General features: G+C 62.1%; 14 protein-coding genes. All 14 read left to right on the top strand.

Annotation, left to right across the window (positions count from 1 at the left end; translation table 11 throughout):
- The first annotated feature begins 287 nt into the window (after window positions 1-287).
- Window positions 288-1,706 (top strand): mannose-1-phosphate guanylyltransferase/mannose-6-phosphate isomerase, encoded by a 1,419-nt coding sequence (locus DYI37_RS11595; protein WP_116683371.1) that lies wholly within the window; start codon window positions 288-290, stop codon window positions 1,704-1,706.
- 359 nt (window positions 1,707-2,065) lie between these two features.
- A complete protein-coding gene (gene gmd, locus DYI37_RS11600; protein WP_116683372.1) occupies window positions 2,066-3,043 on the top strand; it encodes a GDP-mannose 4,6-dehydratase in 978 nt (325 codons plus the stop codon).
- 33 nt (window positions 3,044-3,076) lie between these two features.
- Window positions 3,077-4,024, top strand: coding sequence for a GDP-mannose 4,6-dehydratase (locus DYI37_RS11605; protein WP_116683373.1), 948 nt, complete (start codon window positions 3,077-3,079; stop codon window positions 4,022-4,024).
- A 159-nt stretch (window positions 4,025-4,183) separates the two neighbouring features.
- Window positions 4,184-5,653 carry a hypothetical protein gene (locus DYI37_RS11610; protein ID WP_116683374.1) on the top strand — a complete coding sequence of 490 codons (1,470 nt, stop codon included), beginning with the start codon at window positions 4,184-4,186 and terminating at the stop codon, window positions 5,651-5,653.
- A 269-nt stretch (window positions 5,654-5,922) separates the two neighbouring features.
- Entirely contained in the window at window positions 5,923-7,026 is a 1,104-nt protein-coding gene (locus tag DYI37_RS11615) for a DegT/DnrJ/EryC1/StrS family aminotransferase (protein WP_116683375.1), read from the top strand.
- A complete protein-coding gene (locus tag DYI37_RS11620) occupies window positions 7,017-8,006 on the top strand; it encodes a glycosyltransferase family 2 protein (RefSeq protein ID WP_116683376.1) in 990 nt (329 codons plus the stop codon). Before DYI37_RS11615 ends, DYI37_RS11620 begins: the two co-directional genes overlap by 10 nt.
- A gap of 10 nt (window positions 8,007-8,016) precedes the next feature.
- Entirely contained in the window at window positions 8,017-8,505 is a 489-nt protein-coding gene (locus DYI37_RS11625; protein ID WP_147307920.1) for a sugar 3,4-ketoisomerase, read from the top strand.
- The gene (locus tag DYI37_RS11630; protein ID WP_116683378.1) at window positions 8,502-9,695 is read left to right on the top strand and encodes a formyltransferase family protein; all 1,194 of its coding nucleotides are present in this window, start codon (window positions 8,502-8,504) and stop codon (window positions 9,693-9,695) included. Before DYI37_RS11625 ends, DYI37_RS11630 begins: the two co-directional genes overlap by 4 nt.
- Window positions 9,696-9,855: 160 nt before the next feature.
- On the top strand, window positions 9,856-10,380 hold the full coding sequence (locus tag DYI37_RS11635) for a GtrA family protein (protein ID WP_116683379.1): 525 nt from the start codon (window positions 9,856-9,858) through the stop codon (window positions 10,378-10,380).
- Between the two features lie 188 nt (window positions 10,381-10,568).
- Window positions 10,569-12,002, top strand: a complete 1,434-nt coding sequence (locus tag DYI37_RS11640; protein WP_116683380.1) for an FkbM family methyltransferase — start codon at window positions 10,569-10,571, stop codon at window positions 12,000-12,002.
- Complete coding sequence (locus tag DYI37_RS11645; RefSeq protein WP_116683381.1) at window positions 11,999-12,628, top strand: NeuD/PglB/VioB family sugar acetyltransferase; 630 nt, start codon at window positions 11,999-12,001, stop codon at window positions 12,626-12,628. The genes DYI37_RS11640 and DYI37_RS11645 overlap by 4 nt, the downstream gene beginning before the upstream one ends.
- A 4-nt stretch (window positions 12,629-12,632) precedes the next feature.
- A complete protein-coding gene (locus DYI37_RS11650; protein ID WP_116683382.1) occupies window positions 12,633-13,682 on the top strand; it encodes a glycosyltransferase family 4 protein in 1,050 nt (349 codons plus the stop codon).
- Between the two features lie 155 nt (window positions 13,683-13,837).
- A complete protein-coding gene (locus DYI37_RS11655) occupies window positions 13,838-14,710 on the top strand; it encodes a glycosyltransferase family 4 protein (protein ID WP_245413883.1) in 873 nt (290 codons plus the stop codon).
- Window positions 14,707-15,999 (top strand): glycosyltransferase family 4 protein, encoded by a 1,293-nt coding sequence (locus tag DYI37_RS11660; protein WP_116683384.1) that lies wholly within the window; start codon window positions 14,707-14,709, stop codon window positions 15,997-15,999. Before DYI37_RS11655 ends, DYI37_RS11660 begins: the two co-directional genes overlap by 4 nt.
- Window positions 16,000-16,027: the final 28 nt, after the last annotated feature.

Raw genomic sequence — 16,027 nt, forward strand, 5'->3', positions numbered from 1 at the left:
CGGATCGGGCGGCTGGTGAATGCCGATGGCCTGACCGGTGCGAACCGCCGCCGCTCCGCGCCCGTGACGGTCTCCGACGACCGCGTCCGTTCTCATCGATCAGGATGTCCGTGCGGACCGCCGGGCCGGCTTCCGAGTCGCCAACCCGCGGAATGAAGCCGTCATCCTTGCTAAAGGACGACGGCTTTTGACTTTGCAAGGCGATGGCCTGCCCTGTATGGGACACGACAGGAGGCGCCAGTCGTCTCGCAAGAACCAGACCCGACCGAGATTGAGGACATTTGCCAATGTCGCCTTTGCCTATCGTTCCGATCATCATGGCTGGTGGATCCGGTACGCGGCTCTGGCCGGTCTCGCGCGATACGATGCCCAAACAGTTCGTGACGCTTCTCGGCTCCGACCTTTCGACCTTTCAGGCAACGGTCAAGCGAGTTTCAGGCCCGGCTTTCGGCAAGCCGATCGTCGTCACCAACAACGAATTCCGTTTCGTATGCGGTGAGCAACTCGCAGCGATCGGCATCGAAGCCGAGATCATCCTGGAGCCCGTGCGCCGCGACAGCGCTCCTGCCGTCGCCATCGGGGCGCTGCTGGCCGAACGACGCATGGGCAATGTGGTCTGTCTCGTCCTTGCGGCCGATCACGTCATCGAGGATGAGGCCGCCTTCGTCGCCGATTGCGAACAAGCATCGGCGATTGCCTCGCGCGGGTTCATCATGACCCTCGGCATCAAGCCGACGCTTCCATCGAGCGCCTACGGCTACATCGATCCGGCCGAGAAGAAGCTTGCCGACAACGCGTTCGGGATCAAGCGTTTCGTGGAGAAGCCCGACAGGGAAGCCGCCGAACGCTACGTGGCCGACGGCTATCTCTGGAACAGCGGAAATTTCGTCTTTTCCGTGGACACCATGCTCGGCGAACTCGAGCGCCTGGCCCCGGATGTCCTTGCGGCCAGCCGCAAGGCCCTGGCCGCGAGCCAGCGCGATCTCGACTTCCTGCGCCTCGACGAACCGGCTTTCACGGAAGCCCCGACGACCTCCATCGACTATGCGGTGATGGAGAAGACGAAGACCGGCGGGGTTCTCGCAGCATCCTTCGGATGGTCTGACGTCGGCTCGTGGGATGCGCTTCACGACATCAAGCCGAAGGACGGTGACGGCAACGTCGTCGAGGGCAATGCCCTCGCCATGAAGACCCGCGGCAGCTTCGTGCGTGCCGACGAGATCCTGACGACCGTTGTCGGGCTCGAGGACGTCATCGTCGTCTCGACCCATGATGCGGTTCTCGTGGCGGCCAAATCTGCTGCCTCCGACGTCAAGGCACTCGTTTCGGACCTCAAGGCGAAAGGCAAACGGGAGGCGAGCGAGCATTTGCGCATTCACCGACCCTGGGGTTGGTATCAGCGCATCGACATCGGCGACCGGTTCCAGGTCAAGCACATCACCGTGAAGCCCGGCGGCAAGCTCTCCCTTCAGCGTCACTTTCACCGTGCCGAACACTGGATCGTGGTTCATGGCACCGCCGAGGTCACGATCGACGACGCCGTCAAGGTCTATCACGAGAACGAAGCGGCCTATCTGCCGATCGGCTGCATTCACCGCCTGCACAATCCCGGAAAGATCGACCTCAAGCTCATCGAAGTCCAGGTCGGCAGCTATACCGGCGAGGACGATATCGTGCGCATCGAGGACGTCTATGCACGCAACTGACACGGCTTGCGGTTCGCCACCGGCAGAACGGGCAGGACGGTCGGCGGCCGATCACCGCCTTGCCCTTTCCCGAGGGAAGCGGCTATAGGTCGCCGATCAGATTGCGCTGCCGACCAGCAGCGTCGAAGGTGTCATCCATGCGGGGTCGGAGCACTGCTGTTCGGCTCGAGCCTGTTTGAACGAGGACGAAGACTCAAATCGTAACGTGCTCCCACGAAGACCTTCGACGATGTCCGCGACCTTAGAGCCCTTGTCCGGATCGAGATTTCCGACGGCTCTCCAGGGCACGAAACCGCTATTGATCGAATGTTCGACGCGAGCGAACGAGACACAAATCCCCAACAGAAAGTCTGCATACTTTGACAAAGCGAGCGCTCATCACCGGCATCACGGGTCAGGACGGAGCTTACCTGTCTCAGCTTCTCCTCGGCAAGGGTTACGAGGTTCACGGACTCTTGCGTCGCAGTGCTTCGGCCGATGTCGTCGGTTCCCGTCTCAACTTCCTCGGAGTCCGCGACTCCATCGAGATGCATGACGCGAACCTGACCGATATCACGAGTTTGATCCGCGTGATCGAAACGGTGAAGCCCGACGAGATCTATAATCTCGGGGCTCAATCCTTCGTGAAGACCTCCTGGCAGCAGCCGATTCTGACGGGAACGGTTTCGGGTCTTGGCGCCGTGAACATGCTCGAAGCCATCCGGATCGTTTCGCCGGAGACGCGCTATTATCAGGCGTCGACTTCGGAAATGTATGGCCTGATTCAGGAACCGCGCCAGTCCGAGAAGACCCCGTTCTACCCGCGCTCGCCCTATGCGGCGGCGAAGCTCTACGCTCACTGGATGACGATCAACTACCGCGAGAGTTTCGGTCTTCACGCATCGAGCGGCATTCTGTTCAATCACGAGTCGCCGCTGCGCGGCATCGAATTCGTGACGAGGAAGATCACGGACGGTGTCGCCCGCATCAAGCTCGGCATGGCCGACAGCCTGGCTCTGGGCAATCTCGACGCCAAGCGGGACTGGGGACATGCGCGCGACTATGTCGAGGCCATGTGGCTCATGCTGCAGCAGGACGTTCCGGACGACTACGTGATCGCGACCGGTCAGACCGTGTCCGTGCGCGATTTCTGCGACCTGGCGTTCGCTCATGTCGGCCTGAAGGCTGAGGATTACATCACGGTCGACCAGCGCTACATGCGCCCGGCCGAAGTGGAGGTCCTGCTCGGAAATCCGGAAAAGGCGAAGGCGAAGCTCGGTTGGGAAGCGACGACGTCCCTGGATCAGCTGGTCCGCGAGATGGTGGACTCGGACATGGAGAGACTGTCGCCGCGTTGATGTCCCTCTCCCATCTCGAGGAGTATTCACCGTATGCGAATCTTGATGACCGGAGCGCTCGGTTTCGTCGGGCCCTATGTTCAAGCCGCGGTCGCCGAGCGTCATGGAGCAGCTCCGGTCTGGTATCTGACTTCGCATCGCGGCGGCACTCGACCTGATGGGACGAAGACGACAGCGCTCGATGTCTGCGATCGAGCGGCGGTAAGGCAGGCGATCGCGGACATCCGTCCGCAGATCGTCATCCATCTCGCAGGCATCACGAGCGTCAAGAATGCCGAGGCGGCGGCCCACGAAACGTGGCGGGTCAACGTGCTCGGAACACTCAACCTCGTGCAGGAACTGATCGAGCAGGTCCCGGGGTCGACCTTCGTGTCGGCGGGGACGGCGCTCGCTTATGGGGAATCGGCCCGGGACGGGCACGCCCTGACCGAGGAAGACGTCCTGTCTCCCCAGAACGACTATGCCGTGACCAAGGCCGCCGCCGATCTCGCCCTCGGTGCTCTTGCTGATCGAGGCGTCAAGATCCTTCGATTTCGTCCGTTCAACCATACGGGACCCGGACAGGGCGAAACCTTCGCGATTCCGAGTTTCGTCGGCCAGGTCGCGAGAATCGAGGCCGGAAAGGCCGACGCCGTTCTGCGGGTCGGCAATCTCGACGTGGAACGCGATTTCCTCGACGTTCGCGATGTTGCGAGAGGCTACGCCCTGGCGATCGAGCGGACCGATGATCTGCCCAGTGGCACGATCATCAATCTGGCCTCCGGTTCGGCGCGCTCCCTGCGCTCGCTGCTCGACACCATCCTGTCGCAGGCTCGAACGGAGATCGCCGTCGTGACCGATCCGGACCGTTTGCGCGCGGGAGAGCTTCCCATATTTCGCGGCAATGCCGACAAGGCGCGGCGCCTTCTCGACTGGTCACCCCAGATCGATCTGTCGGACACGATCAGACAGATGATCGCCCATGTGCGCGCCGGCGTCTGACGGCGGACGAGATCGCGGGCTCAGGTCGCAGGTGCAGACGGCAGTGACGACACCGCGATCAACGAACCTGGCGCAAAGGCCGACAATTCACTCGATTGCCTCTCGAACCAGCCGGTCAGAGCCAGGCCGGGAAACGGAAAGCAGAATGGAACGATCGACGTGAACGCCAACGACCAGTCGAGTGTCCGCAATCGCCAACTTCTTCTTGCCGAAACGGTAACCGTAATCGTCCTCGCCGCGCTTTCGCTGTGGGCCGTGCGGCCGCTTCTGGAGGAATGGGGTCTTCTCGAGACCTTCAGAGCCAACGGCGCGAACTTTCTGCTGACGTCGTTCCCGCAAATGACGCTGCGTCCCCTCCACCTCGTCATCTCGTACATGCAGTATGCGCTCGGTGGCGGATCGGTGATCGGCGTCGGCGTCGTCGCGGCTCTCCTTGTCACGGTCCGATACATCGTGGCGCGATGGGCCGTGTCTCCAATCCTCGATGGCTCCGCCAGATGGGCGTTTGCAACGCTTTCGACCGCGCTTCTGATCTGGCCGGGTCTGTATTTCGCCCGCTTCAGTGCAGCTCAGGTCTCCGCGATCCTTCTGATGTTCGTCCTCGGCTGCTCGGTCCGATTGTACGCACGGCGATCCCTCGGTCTCCAACTCCTGTCGGCAGGCGCCGTCCTGATCCTGCTGTTGATCTATCAGGCTTCCGCTGTCGTCCTGGCCGGCATTCCGTTGCTCGCCTTCCTGATCCGCATTGAGAATAGCCCGTTCGATGTGCGTGCGAGAGTCGGGCTCGCTCTTCGTATCGGCGTTCCGATTGGTTTGGGATTCGCCGTCTACGGTCTCTATGCCTTCGTGGCGTCCCGCCTTCTTGGCGGAGGCTATGAGAGCGCTATCGGCGGAGTTCTCTTTTCCTTTGCCGCCTTGGCCGAGCATGTGAGGATCAGTTACCAGACCGCCTATCTCGGAAATGCCCTCGTGCTTCCCGCGATGCTGCTTGTCCTGGCCATTGGCATGTTCCTCGGCGGATGGAACGCCGTCCAACGCAGCGCTATCCGGATGGCGGTCCTGACGGCTGTCGTGCTTGCGATCCTTCCCCTCTGCGCGTTGACCTATCAGCTGGATGTCCATCTGCGAGATCCCGAACGCGTCCTCTTTCCCGTTTCGCTCGGCCTCTGTCTTCTCTTCCTCGCGCTGCTGGTCGCGGGCGAAGACCGCAAGACGGCGCCAGTCATCACGCTGCCGGCTGTCCTCATGGTCACGGCGCTTCTCTCTCAAAGCGCGATCGGTGCAATCCAGGTTCGCGGATACTGGAACCTGCAGAAGGACGTCATCTTCCAGACGATCGATGCAGTGCGCCAGACTGGCGCGAAGAGGTTTGTTCTTCGCGATACGACCGGCGAACTCGGCGACGTCTACACGCTTCTTCCGCCTCATCTCAATCTGGCTCTCAAATGGTACCGGGTGGATGCCGACGTGCTGCTGTGCACGGACGATGCGGTGAACCGCCTCCATCCCCTTGCTGCCCGTTATCCGATCCCTTCGACGCCGCGGTGCAGCGAGGTTCCGCAAGAGGGTCGGGTCTTGCTCGATGCGGTAGCGTCCGGCTCGAAGATCGTTGTTTCCGTTTCGAAGTGAACGTCGGCGATCCGATGCTCATCGAGGTCCGGTCGAAATCCGCACACCTCGATCTTCATCCGTTTCATCAGGCTGCACCGGCTGCGTCCCTTGTGTCCTGAAGCCATGCGGCGGCAGCGCCGAAGCCTTGCGAAGCCGGTGAATATCGAATAGTCGAACGTTCAATTCGGAGGATCGTCCGGCCAGGCTGAGGGTTGTTTCAGGTATGGTGTTGAACCCCTGAATACATCGAGGAACGATTCGGAGATCGTAAAGTGAGCAACGTTCCCTTGAACGACCTCAAACGCATCGCGACGGATTTCGGCGATGACGTCATGGCTCCCGCGCTCGAGGCTATGCGGTCGGGTTGGTGGCTGAACGGAACCCGCACGAAGGCGTTCTGCGAAGCCTTCGGCAGCTATGTCGGTGCGGCCCACTGCATTGGCGTCGCCAACGGTACGGACGCGCTGGAAATCGCGTTCCGGGCGCTGCTCGCCGTCCGCGCGCCAAAGGGCCGCGAGGTCGTCACGGTGGCGAATGCGGGCGGGTATTCGGCCGTCGCCGCCAGGCTCGCAGGACTGACACCGGTCTATGCGGATATCGAGGAGGCGAGCCAGCTCGTTTCCATCGACTCGGTCCTGTCCTGTGTTGGCGTGGAGACGGCCTGTGTCGTGATCACCCATCTCTACGGCGGGGCTGTGGACGTACCCCGTCTTCGCGAGCGCCTCGACGCGGCAGGGCATTCGCACGTTGCTATCGTCGAGGACTGTGCTCAGGCCCATGGGGCGCGCGTCGACGGGCGCCGGGTGGGCAGCCTCGGAACCATCGCCACCTTCAGCTTCTATCCGACCAAGAATCTCGGCGCGTTCGGTGATGCAGGCTGTGTCGTCACGAACGACGCGGACCTCGCCACGGCGGTTGACCGGCTTCGCCAATACGGATGGACGGCGAAATACGAGATCGAGCATCCCTTCGGACGCAACTCGCGCATGGACGAAGTGCAGGCCGCTATCCTGATGGCCCTTCTTCCGGGCCTCGACGCTGCGAACGAGCGCCGGGTCGCAATTCTCGATCGCTATTCCGAGGCTGCCGGCAAAACTGTCCGTCCCGTTCGTCCGGCTGGCGACACCGTCGCCCATCTCGCAGTCGTTCTCGCAGAGGATCGCGAGGGCCTGCGGCGAGCGATGACGGATGCCGGGGTGGCGACGGACATCCATTATCCGATCCTGGACGTCGATCAGCCGGCCTGGAAGAACCTGCCGTTCCGTGAAGCGCCCGGTGGCCTCGTGGTATGCCGCGAGAGCCTTCCACGCCTCCTGACCCTTCCATGCTTTCCGACGATGCGCGAGGATGAGATCGGATCGGTCTGCAGGGTGCTGTCGGCATGGACGTGACGAACGACGATCGCGCAGGCGCCGGGGAGACGGCGCTGCGCTCCCTGGTCATACCGGTCTATCGCAACGAGGAGAACATCGACGATCTGATCGCGGCACTCAACGAGCTGAACGGCCGGGTCGGAGGGATGGAGGTCGTCTTCGTCGTCGACGGGTCTCCGGACCGCTCGGGACCGCTTCTTCTCGAAGCGCGGGAACGCATGGATTTCATGTCGGTCATTGCCTTCCACAGCCGGAATTTCGGCGCGTTCACGGCGATCCGGACTGGAATGGAACTCGCCTCCAGCGATGTCGTGGCCGTCATGGCTGCCGATCTCCAAGAGCCGCCCGAATTGATCGAGACGTTCTTTTCCGTGCTTGAATCACAGGAGGCGGACGTCGTGTTCGGCGAGCGGACCGGCCGCCACGACTCGGTCCTTCGGGATGCCCTGTCGAACGGGTTCTGGTGGCTCTACCGCAAGCTCGTGATCAAGGACGTCCCTCAAGGCGGGGTCGACATGTTCGCCTGCAATCGCGCGGTGCTCGACAGTGTCCTTCAGTTCCGCGAGCCCAACAGCTCTCTGGTCGCACAGCTCTTCTGGGTCGGCTATCGGCGCCGCTTCGTGCCTTACGAGCGACGCGCGCGCCAGAAGGGGACCAGTGCCTGGAACTTTTCACGTCGCATGCGATACATGATGGACAGCATCTTCTCTTTCTCGGATCTACCCATTCTGTTCGTGCTGTGGTTTGGGGTGCTCGGTTGTGCCCTGAGCTTCGTTCTGGGGCTCGTGATCGCCGTCAGCCGCCTCGTCGGCCTGATCTCCGTTCCGGGTTACGCTGCCCTCGCGATCCTCATCCTGTTTTCGTCCTCGGCGATACTTCTCGTGCAGGGGGTCGTCGGGAGCTATCTCTGGCGAACGTTCGAAAACACGAAGCAAAGGCCTCTCAGCATCGTCATGAACGCTGTTCGAACGCCCTCGCGCGGCTTCAAAGAGAGTTAACGCCTTGCCGATGAATCAATCCATTCACGTGCCGACCGACGACCTCGGCTCGGAGGCAGGCGCTTCGAAGTCCGTGGGCCCCGCGACGCTCGTTCGCCTTCCCCGGTTCGACGATGCGCGCGGCAGTCTCATCCCGTTGCAGGATGGTCGCGGACTGCCGTTTTCTCCCAGTCGCATCTTCATGGTGTTCGGCGTCGGCGAAGGCCTTTCGCGCGGGGAACATGCGCATATCGTCTGCCAGCAATTTCTGATCGCTGCCGCGGGTTCAGTGAAGATCATCGTGGGAGACGGGACGCATGCATGGGACGTTCTCCTCGACGATCCCGGAATGGGCGTCCATCTTCCCGCGATGACCTGGGGAACGCAACGCGACTACTCCGAGGGAGCGGTCCTTCTGGTCGCGGCATCCCATCTCTACGACGCGGCCGACTACATTCACGACTATGAGGAGTATCGCGCAGCGGTGGCCGCGCGCGGGCGAGCCGGGGCAGCCGGATGAGCGATCCGAAGGCGGTCTGCATTGCCGGCAAGAACCGGATCGCGATCGACGTGCTGCGACGGGTTCGCGCCGCCGTTCCGGCTGGCACGACCCTGTTCGCGGTTGCCAACCGCACCGACGATGGCCAGGACGGCTGGCAGCCTTCGTTTCGCCGTTACGCAGAGGCTCAACCGGATGTGACTCTGGTCGGTTTCGATGCCGTCTACGGCATGGAAGAGCTCTTGTTCCTGTCCGTGGAATTCGATCGTCTAATCGATCCGGCACGCTTCGCAACGACGCGTCTCTTCAATATCCATTTTTCGATGCTGCCGGCCTACAAGGGGATGTACACCTCCTGCCACCCGATCCTGAACGGCGATGAGGCGACGGGCTGCACGCTCCATCGCATCGATCGCGGAATCGACACGGGTGACATCGTCGACCAGCGAGCGATCGCGATCGAGGACGACCTGCGCTGCAGTGAACTCTACCTCAGATATCTCGAGGTCGGCACGGATCTCATCTCCAGCAATCTCCAAGACCTGGTGGCCGGCTCGGAGACGTCCCGAAGCCAGCCCGCGAAGGGATCGACCTATTATTCGAAGGCATCGATCGACTACGCCGCCCTTGTCATCGATCTGAACCAGACGGCCTTCCGCATTCAGCGCCAGGTCAATGCGTTTCATCATCGGGCCTATCAACTGCCGCAGATGTTCGGCGAGGCGATCTCGCAGATCATCATCGATCGAAGGCGCTCGACCGTCCGGCCCGGCACGATCGTGGAGCGATCGAAGGACGAGATACGGTTTGCCAGCATCGATTACGACTGCGTCGCCGTCATCGATCGGTTCGACACCTTGCGCAAAGCGATCGCGGATGGCGACGCAGAGCGGTGCCGGGTCCTCATCAGTGCCCAGCCCAGCCTTTTGTGCGAACTTTCTCGTGAAGGTTGGACGCCCCTTATTCTCGCCGCTTATGCCGGCCAAGCAGAGATCGTTTCCGCCATGCTCGATGCTGGCGCCGATCCAAACCGTCCCAATCCAAAGGGAACGACGCCCCTGATGTACGCCAAAGACGCCTATCTGCGCACCGGCGATACGGACACCTTCCGGCGACTGCTGGACGCGGGTGCGGACCCATTCGCGCGGGATATGTACGACAAGACACTGGCCGATTACGCGCCCGATGCGGCAAAACGACTGCTCGCATGACGATCGAGCGTGAATACGTGCGGGGCGCAAAGAAGCCGTTCAGCCGCCTCGCCATTTTCGCCGTAAGAGGGCGAGGAACCGATATGTCTTGCCGACCGCTGTTCCGGCTTCGTCCGAGCGGACGGCGCTGACGTCTCCTCGATCGATGTGAAGACCGCCAATGAGGCTCGCAATCGCGAAATGGCTCACCTTCCGCACGCTGCTGTCTCGCGCTTCGCTCGGCGCGGACGCATTGCGATTTTTGGTCGCCGGAGGGCTGAACACCCTTCTGACCTTTCTCATCTACCAATTGGCCCTGTTTCTCGTCAGTCCGTCACTCGCCTACGGACTGGCCTGGTTGTGCGGGCTCGCATTCGTGATGGTTTTCTATCCCAGTCGCGTCTTCGCTCAGAAGAACACGCAGCTTCGCAATCGCCTTGCCTTGGCTGCGACATATCTGATCGTCTTCTTCGTCGGGCTCGCGACCATCGATATCCTGTCGCGCTTGGGCATGCCGCCGAGATATTCCATCATCTTCGCGATCGTCGTCACGACCGTCAGCAACTTCGTCTGCGGACGCTTTCTCGTGAGACGGGAATTCGGCTTGGCCGCCCTGAAGACGAGGACGCGCCGACCGGTTATGACGTTCGGTAAACCGCATCCTCCGGAGAGCGGCCCAACGCCGATTGATCATTCTCGGGAATGAGTGCATGCCTTTTCCGAGAGAGACGATGCGGGCACGTCCGGAACGGCCAGTTCGGCTGAAACCAGACGGTCACGACGCGGACGCGCCGTTCTGGTCCGTTTTGCCTGGCCAGGCATTCCGGCTGCGAGCAGAAGCAGAATCCTGGTTCGCAAGAGCTGAGACCACCACCACTTCGAGAGCAGGATAAAATGGACGTCAAGGGATCGGATAAGACGCCTGCAGCGATCGACGAACTCTCAGCGGTTCGCAGCGGACTGGCGTCCGCCCAGTTCCGACGCCAGGTCGGGGAACTTGCCGCGACCGCGCGAGCTGCCGAGCATGCCGATACGACCATCCCGCCGGATGCGCCCCCCTCCCCTGTGTCGGAGGCGCCGGCGCCGGATGCTCCATCCGAAGTGCAGACGCGTACGGGTCTGCTTCATCGGGCAAAGCGCCGCCTGATAAGGCTCGCACGCCCTTTTGCCCTTCCGTTTCTCCATCGCTTCCAATTGCGCCTCGCGCATGCAGTCGAGACGTCCGCGATTCTGCATGACCTCAAGGCTGGCCTTCACCGGCAGACGGAACAGCTGAACCGCCAGACGGAGCTCGTCGAAAATCTTCTCGCCCGTTCGGATAAGCAAGAGCTCGTTTCCGAAGAGCTGCGCTCTCTGGTGTTCGCTAACCGCAAGCTCCTGACCGCATTGTCGGCGGCCGAACAGACGAATTCACCCAAGGCTGCAAGTCTGTCTCACAAAGTCGAGGAGGTCTCCGGACTCCTTCGGACCATCTCCGAACGTCAGACCACTCAAATCGCATATGCGGAACATCTGATACGATCACGCATCATTCCGCTGGGCGACGAAGTTCTCGTACGTACGTCGTTTGGATGGCTCTTCGTACCCGTCTCCGACCATCCGATCATCACGGGCATCGGTGAGACGGGCGACGCCCTCGAGCCCGGCACGGTGGCGGTCATTCGCGCGATCCTGAAACCGGGGGATCTCGTCGTGGATGTCGGGGCCAATGTCGGATCGCTCCTCCTGCCCATGGCCGAAAGAGTGGGGCCGGACGGTCGATTGATCGCCTGCGAACCGACGCCGGCCTGTATCAGCGCGCTGCGCAACACGATCGCCGTCAACGGCCTTGAGACCCGGGTCGATCTGAAGCCCGTCGCCGTCGGCTCGAGTGAAGCCACGGCAAGGCTGCATCTGGGTACCAATTCTTCTTTCAACTCCTTGGCCGAACTCGAGCCCGACGGCAGCGACGAGCGTAACGGTATCGATGTGGAAGTCTCGACCCTCGATCGCCTGGTGCCGTCAGAGCAATCGCCCGCTCTCGTGAAAATCGACGTGGAAGGTCTGGAACTGGAGGTGCTGCGCGGGATGAACGGTATCCTCTCGCGCTCGCCCGATATTGCGCTCGTCGCCGAGTACGGCCCTTCGCATCTGGAACGGATCGGGGTCCGTCCTCAGGACTGGTTGGCGGAGTTCCAATCGCACGGCTTTGCGCTCTGGATTATCGACGAGCGCGACGGGTCTTTGAGAGAGGCCTCGTCCGAAGCGCTGGAAGGCATCTATTCCGCCAACATCCTGATGGTCCGGCGCGATCTGTCGCATTGGCCCGATCTCAAAGCCGCGTCGTGATCCCGCTCGTCATCATAGGAGCGGGGGGCCATGCCCGCGTCGTCATCGAGCTCGTGCGTGCCGCAGGTCGCTTCAACATCGTCGGTCTCCTCGATCCTGCACCGCCGAGCGATCGCATCCTCGGCGTGAAGGTTCTGGGCGACGACGGAGCGCTCGCCGATCTGCGCGCGAACGGCATCTCTCACGCATTCGTCGCGCTCGGCGCCAACGCCGTCCGCCAGCGCGTTGCCAACCGCCTTGCCGAGATGGACTTCACGCGCCCCTGCCTTGCCCACCCCTCGGCCGAGATCTCACCGAGCGCGGAGCGCAGAGCGGGCTCGCTCGTCATGGCCCGAGCAGTGCTGGGAACCGAGGCCCTTCTCGACGAGGATGCGATCCTGAACACCGGAGCCGTCGCCGACCATGACGTGCGGCTCGGCGCCTGTTGCCATGTCGCCCCCGGTTGTGCTTTGGCGGGCGGCGTCGTTGTCGGCGCTCGAAGCTTTCTCGGCGTGGGAACGAGCGTGCGCCCCGAGATCAGGATCGGATCGGACGTCGTGGTGGGTGCGGGTGCAGCGGTCGTGTCGGATCTGTCTGACGGCATCCGTGCCATCGGTGTTCCTGCAAAACCGATGAAGGGAGTCTAACCTTATGCAGGAAGAACGGATCGCCCTGATCTCATCCTGCGTGCCGATGATTCACGGCGGGTATCGGTTCATCGTGGACTGGCTCGAGATCAAGCTCCGTGAGCGAGGCTTCGCTGTCGAGACGATCTATATTCCCAGCACCGAGGAGCCGCATTCGCTGCTGTCGCAGATGGCAGCGTTCCAGATGATCGAACTCGATCGCTACTTCGATCGTGTCATCACGTTCCGTCCGCCGGCTCATATGGTCCGGCATCGTCGCAAGGTTTGCTGGTTCATTCACCACATTCGTGCGTTCTACGATCTGTGGGATGAACACCAGTATCATCGCATGCCGGATAACGCCCCCTATCGTGCCTTGCGCGATGCGGTCCGTCAGGCCGACACTCTGGCACTCGGCGAGGCGCATCGATTGTTCACCAACTCCAAAACGGTATCGGGTCGCCTGAAGGCGTTCAACGGTCTGGACAGCGAGGTCCTCTATCCGCCGCTGTTCGAACCCGGCCTTTTCCGTCGCGGAACTTTCGGCGACGAGATCGTCTCCGTGTGTCGTCTGACGGCCCACAAGCGCCAGCATCTCCTGGTCGAGGCGATGCGGCATACCCGGACGCCGGTTCGTCTGCGTCTGTGCGGCCTCAGTTCCGATCCGATCTACTATGCGCGACTGACGGATATCGTGCGCGAACACGGACTGGAGGACAAGGTTACGATCGACCATCGTTGGATATCCGAAGAAGAGAAGGTGCAGTTCCTGTCGGAAAGTCTGGCTGCTGCCTATGCTCCCTTCGACGAGGACTCCTACGGCTATCCGGTTCTCGAGGCAGCGCATGCGGCACGCCCGACACTCGTTCTCAGCGATGGCGGCGGCGTTGCCGAGTTCGTCCGCGACGGGCAGACCGGGCTCGTCGCCGATCCCACACCTGAAGCCATCGCGGTCGCCTTCGATCGCCTTTTCGTCGACCGTCGGGGAACCGAGGCCATGGGCGAGGCCGCAGAGCGCAACGTCGCCGAATTGGGCATCGACTGGGACACCGTCGTCGCGAGGTTGACGTCGTGAAGGTTCTCGTCCTGTCCAACCGCGTTCCCTTCGTCCACGGTGGAGCGGAGGAACTGACCGTCCATCTGATCCGCCAGCTTCGCGCGGCCGGTCACGAAGCCGAAGCCGTGCGCATTCCCTTTACCTGGACGCCCTATGGGCGGCTCTACGATGAGATGCTGATCGCCAAGCAGTTGCGCGTCGCCAATGTGGATCGGGTCATCGCGCTGAAATACCCCGCCTATCTCGTCGAGCACCCTTGCAAGGTGGTCTGGCTCCTGCACCAGTATCGGCAGGCCTACGATCTCTACGATGCCGGCCAGACCGACATCCCGCCAAACGAAGAGGGCGAGACCCTCCGTCGAGCGATCCGGACGGCCGACGAACAGGCGTTCACGGGCGCCCACCGCCTGTTTGCGATTGCTGAAGCGCGCAAACGCCTGAAACGGTACAACGGCCTCGATGCGGAGGAGCTTTCCGCGCCGCTGAACGATCCGGAGCTCTTTTCGTGCCGACCGGCGGAGGGCTACATCTTCGCCGGAGGCAGGGTCAACGACGGGAAGCGCCAGTCACTGCTGATCAGGGCGCTGCGTCACGCCCCAAGCGTTCGCTTGGTGGTGGCAGGACCGGTGGAAGACGGCGAGACGCAGGCACGCCTGATTGCACTTGCCGAAGCCCACGGAGTTGCCGACCGTTTGACCCTGGACTTGCGTTTTCTGGAACGGACGGAGATTGCCGATCTCGTAAATCGGTCCACCGCGGTCGCCTACATTCCCTTTCAGGAGGACAGTGTCGGCTATGTGACGCTCGAAGCGTTTCAGGCATCGAAGCCGGTCGTGACCGCCGACGACACCGGCGGCGTTCTGTCCATCGTACGGGACAACGAGACCGGCTTCGTCAGCGAGCCGACGCCCGAGGCGATCGGGGCTTCGATGGAAAGGGCCATTGCCGAGCCCGAAACGAGCCGGGAACTGGGCCTGAACGCACGCGAACGACTGGAAGAACTTGATTTGTCCTGGTCGAAGGTTCTGTCGAGGCTGCTCTCATGACCAACAGGATAGCCTGGCTGACGCCGTGGAACATTCAATCCGCCATCGCCATGTTCAGCGCCCACCTCGTCGCGGAACTGCGGCGGCGCGGGCATGAGGTGACGATCTTCCGCACCGAAGCCGGTTCGGGCCTGGAACTCGAGAATCTTCCCTACGATGGAGAGGTGGTCGCGCTTTCGGACGTCGATCCCCATGTCCTTCGATGGCAGTTCGACCATGTTGTCAGCAATGTCGGCAATCATTTTCCCTTCCACGGCGCGCTCCCACGTGTCATGGATGAATTCCCGATGCTCGCGATCTTCCATGACGGGTTGATCGCCCATCTTGCCGATCCCTGGTCACGTGATTGCCTCGATCTGCCGACTTGCCCGACGCTTCTGGCCCGCTCGGTCTATGGAGGCGATTTCGGGAACGAGGAGGGCTTCTGGCTGCCCCTCGACGATATGGCCAAGCAGCGGCCGATGACGGGCTGGCTCGCCGGCATGGCCGCGGGGTGCTTCACGCACTCTCACTTCTGGAAAGGTGAACTCGAACGGTATTGTCCCGGCGGCGTGACCGTCCACCCCCTGTCGATGCCGGACGAAGAGATTCCGCCACCGCCGCCGTGGTCCGATCGGATCGTGATCGCGACGGTCGGCCACGTCAACCGGAACAAGCGGGTCGAGGAAGTTCTCTACGCGCTTGCGAGCGACTCGCTTCTTGCCGAGCGTTGCGAATATCGTCTCTTCGGACATTGCGAGGAAAGCGAGAAGCAGCATCTGACAAAGCTGGCCCAACAGCTGGGCGTGCGTTCGCCGACATTCACGGGTTGGCTGACAGCCGAGGAGTTGCGGCGCGAGATGTCGCAGGTCCATGTGATCTCCTGCCTGCGTTATCCGGTCCTGGAAGCGGGTTCGGCGTCCCTGATCACCGCGATGCGCTCGGGGCGACCGACCCTGGTTTCCAATCACGGAGCCTACGGCGAGGTGGCCCCCGAAGCAGTCATGCGCTGCACGCCCGGCAACGAGTCGCTGGACGTGCTCCGACACCTGTCGGCACTTATGGAGAACCCTGAACGCGCCGACGAGATCGGCCAACGCGCTCAGGCCTATGTGGCGGAGGTCAATTCCGTCACCTCCTATATCGACGCCCTCGAGCCGGCGATGGAGAACGCGACACGCGCTGCTCCCCGGATCGCCATGTTGCGCGAGATGGGCAAGGTGTTGGGTGGACTCGGCGTGACGACGCAAAGCGAGGATTTCGAACGGATCGTCATTCCCCTCGCGCAGTCCTTCAACACCGGACGCTGATCAATTCCAGTCATTTCGAACCGAGAAG

This window comes from Fulvimarina endophytica, assembly GCF_003403015.1.
GTDB lineage: Bacteria > Pseudomonadota > Alphaproteobacteria > Rhizobiales > Rhizobiaceae > Fulvimarina > Fulvimarina endophytica.

Bases quoted from the DNA above. Each gene is read 5' to 3' on its own strand.
- DYI37_RS11655 (WP_245413883.1), top strand. From the start codon at position 13,838: ATGCTGATCGCCAAGCAGTTGCGCGTCGCCAATGTGGATCGGGTCATC.
- DYI37_RS11635 (WP_116683379.1), top strand. From the start codon at position 9,856: ATGAGGCTCGCAATCGCGAAATGGCTCACCTTCCGCACGCTGCTGTCT.
- DYI37_RS11650 (WP_116683382.1), top strand. From the start codon at position 12,633: ATGCAGGAAGAACGGATCGCCCTGATCTCATCCTGCGTGCCGATGATT.
- DYI37_RS11595 (WP_116683371.1), top strand. From the start codon at position 288: ATGTCGCCTTTGCCTATCGTTCCGATCATCATGGCTGGTGGATCCGGT.
- DYI37_RS11640 (WP_116683380.1), top strand. From the start codon at position 10,569: ATGGACGTCAAGGGATCGGATAAGACGCCTGCAGCGATCGACGAACTC.
- DYI37_RS11630 (WP_116683378.1), top strand. From the start codon at position 8,502: ATGAGCGATCCGAAGGCGGTCTGCATTGCCGGCAAGAACCGGATCGCG.
- DYI37_RS11625 (WP_147307920.1), top strand. From the start codon at position 8,017: ATGAATCAATCCATTCACGTGCCGACCGACGACCTCGGCTCGGAGGCA.
- DYI37_RS11605 (WP_116683373.1), top strand. From the start codon at position 3,077: ATGCGAATCTTGATGACCGGAGCGCTCGGTTTCGTCGGGCCCTATGTT.
- DYI37_RS11660 (WP_116683384.1), top strand. From the start codon at position 14,707: ATGACCAACAGGATAGCCTGGCTGACGCCGTGGAACATTCAATCCGCC.
- DYI37_RS11620 (WP_116683376.1), top strand. From the start codon at position 7,017: ATGGACGTGACGAACGACGATCGCGCAGGCGCCGGGGAGACGGCGCTG.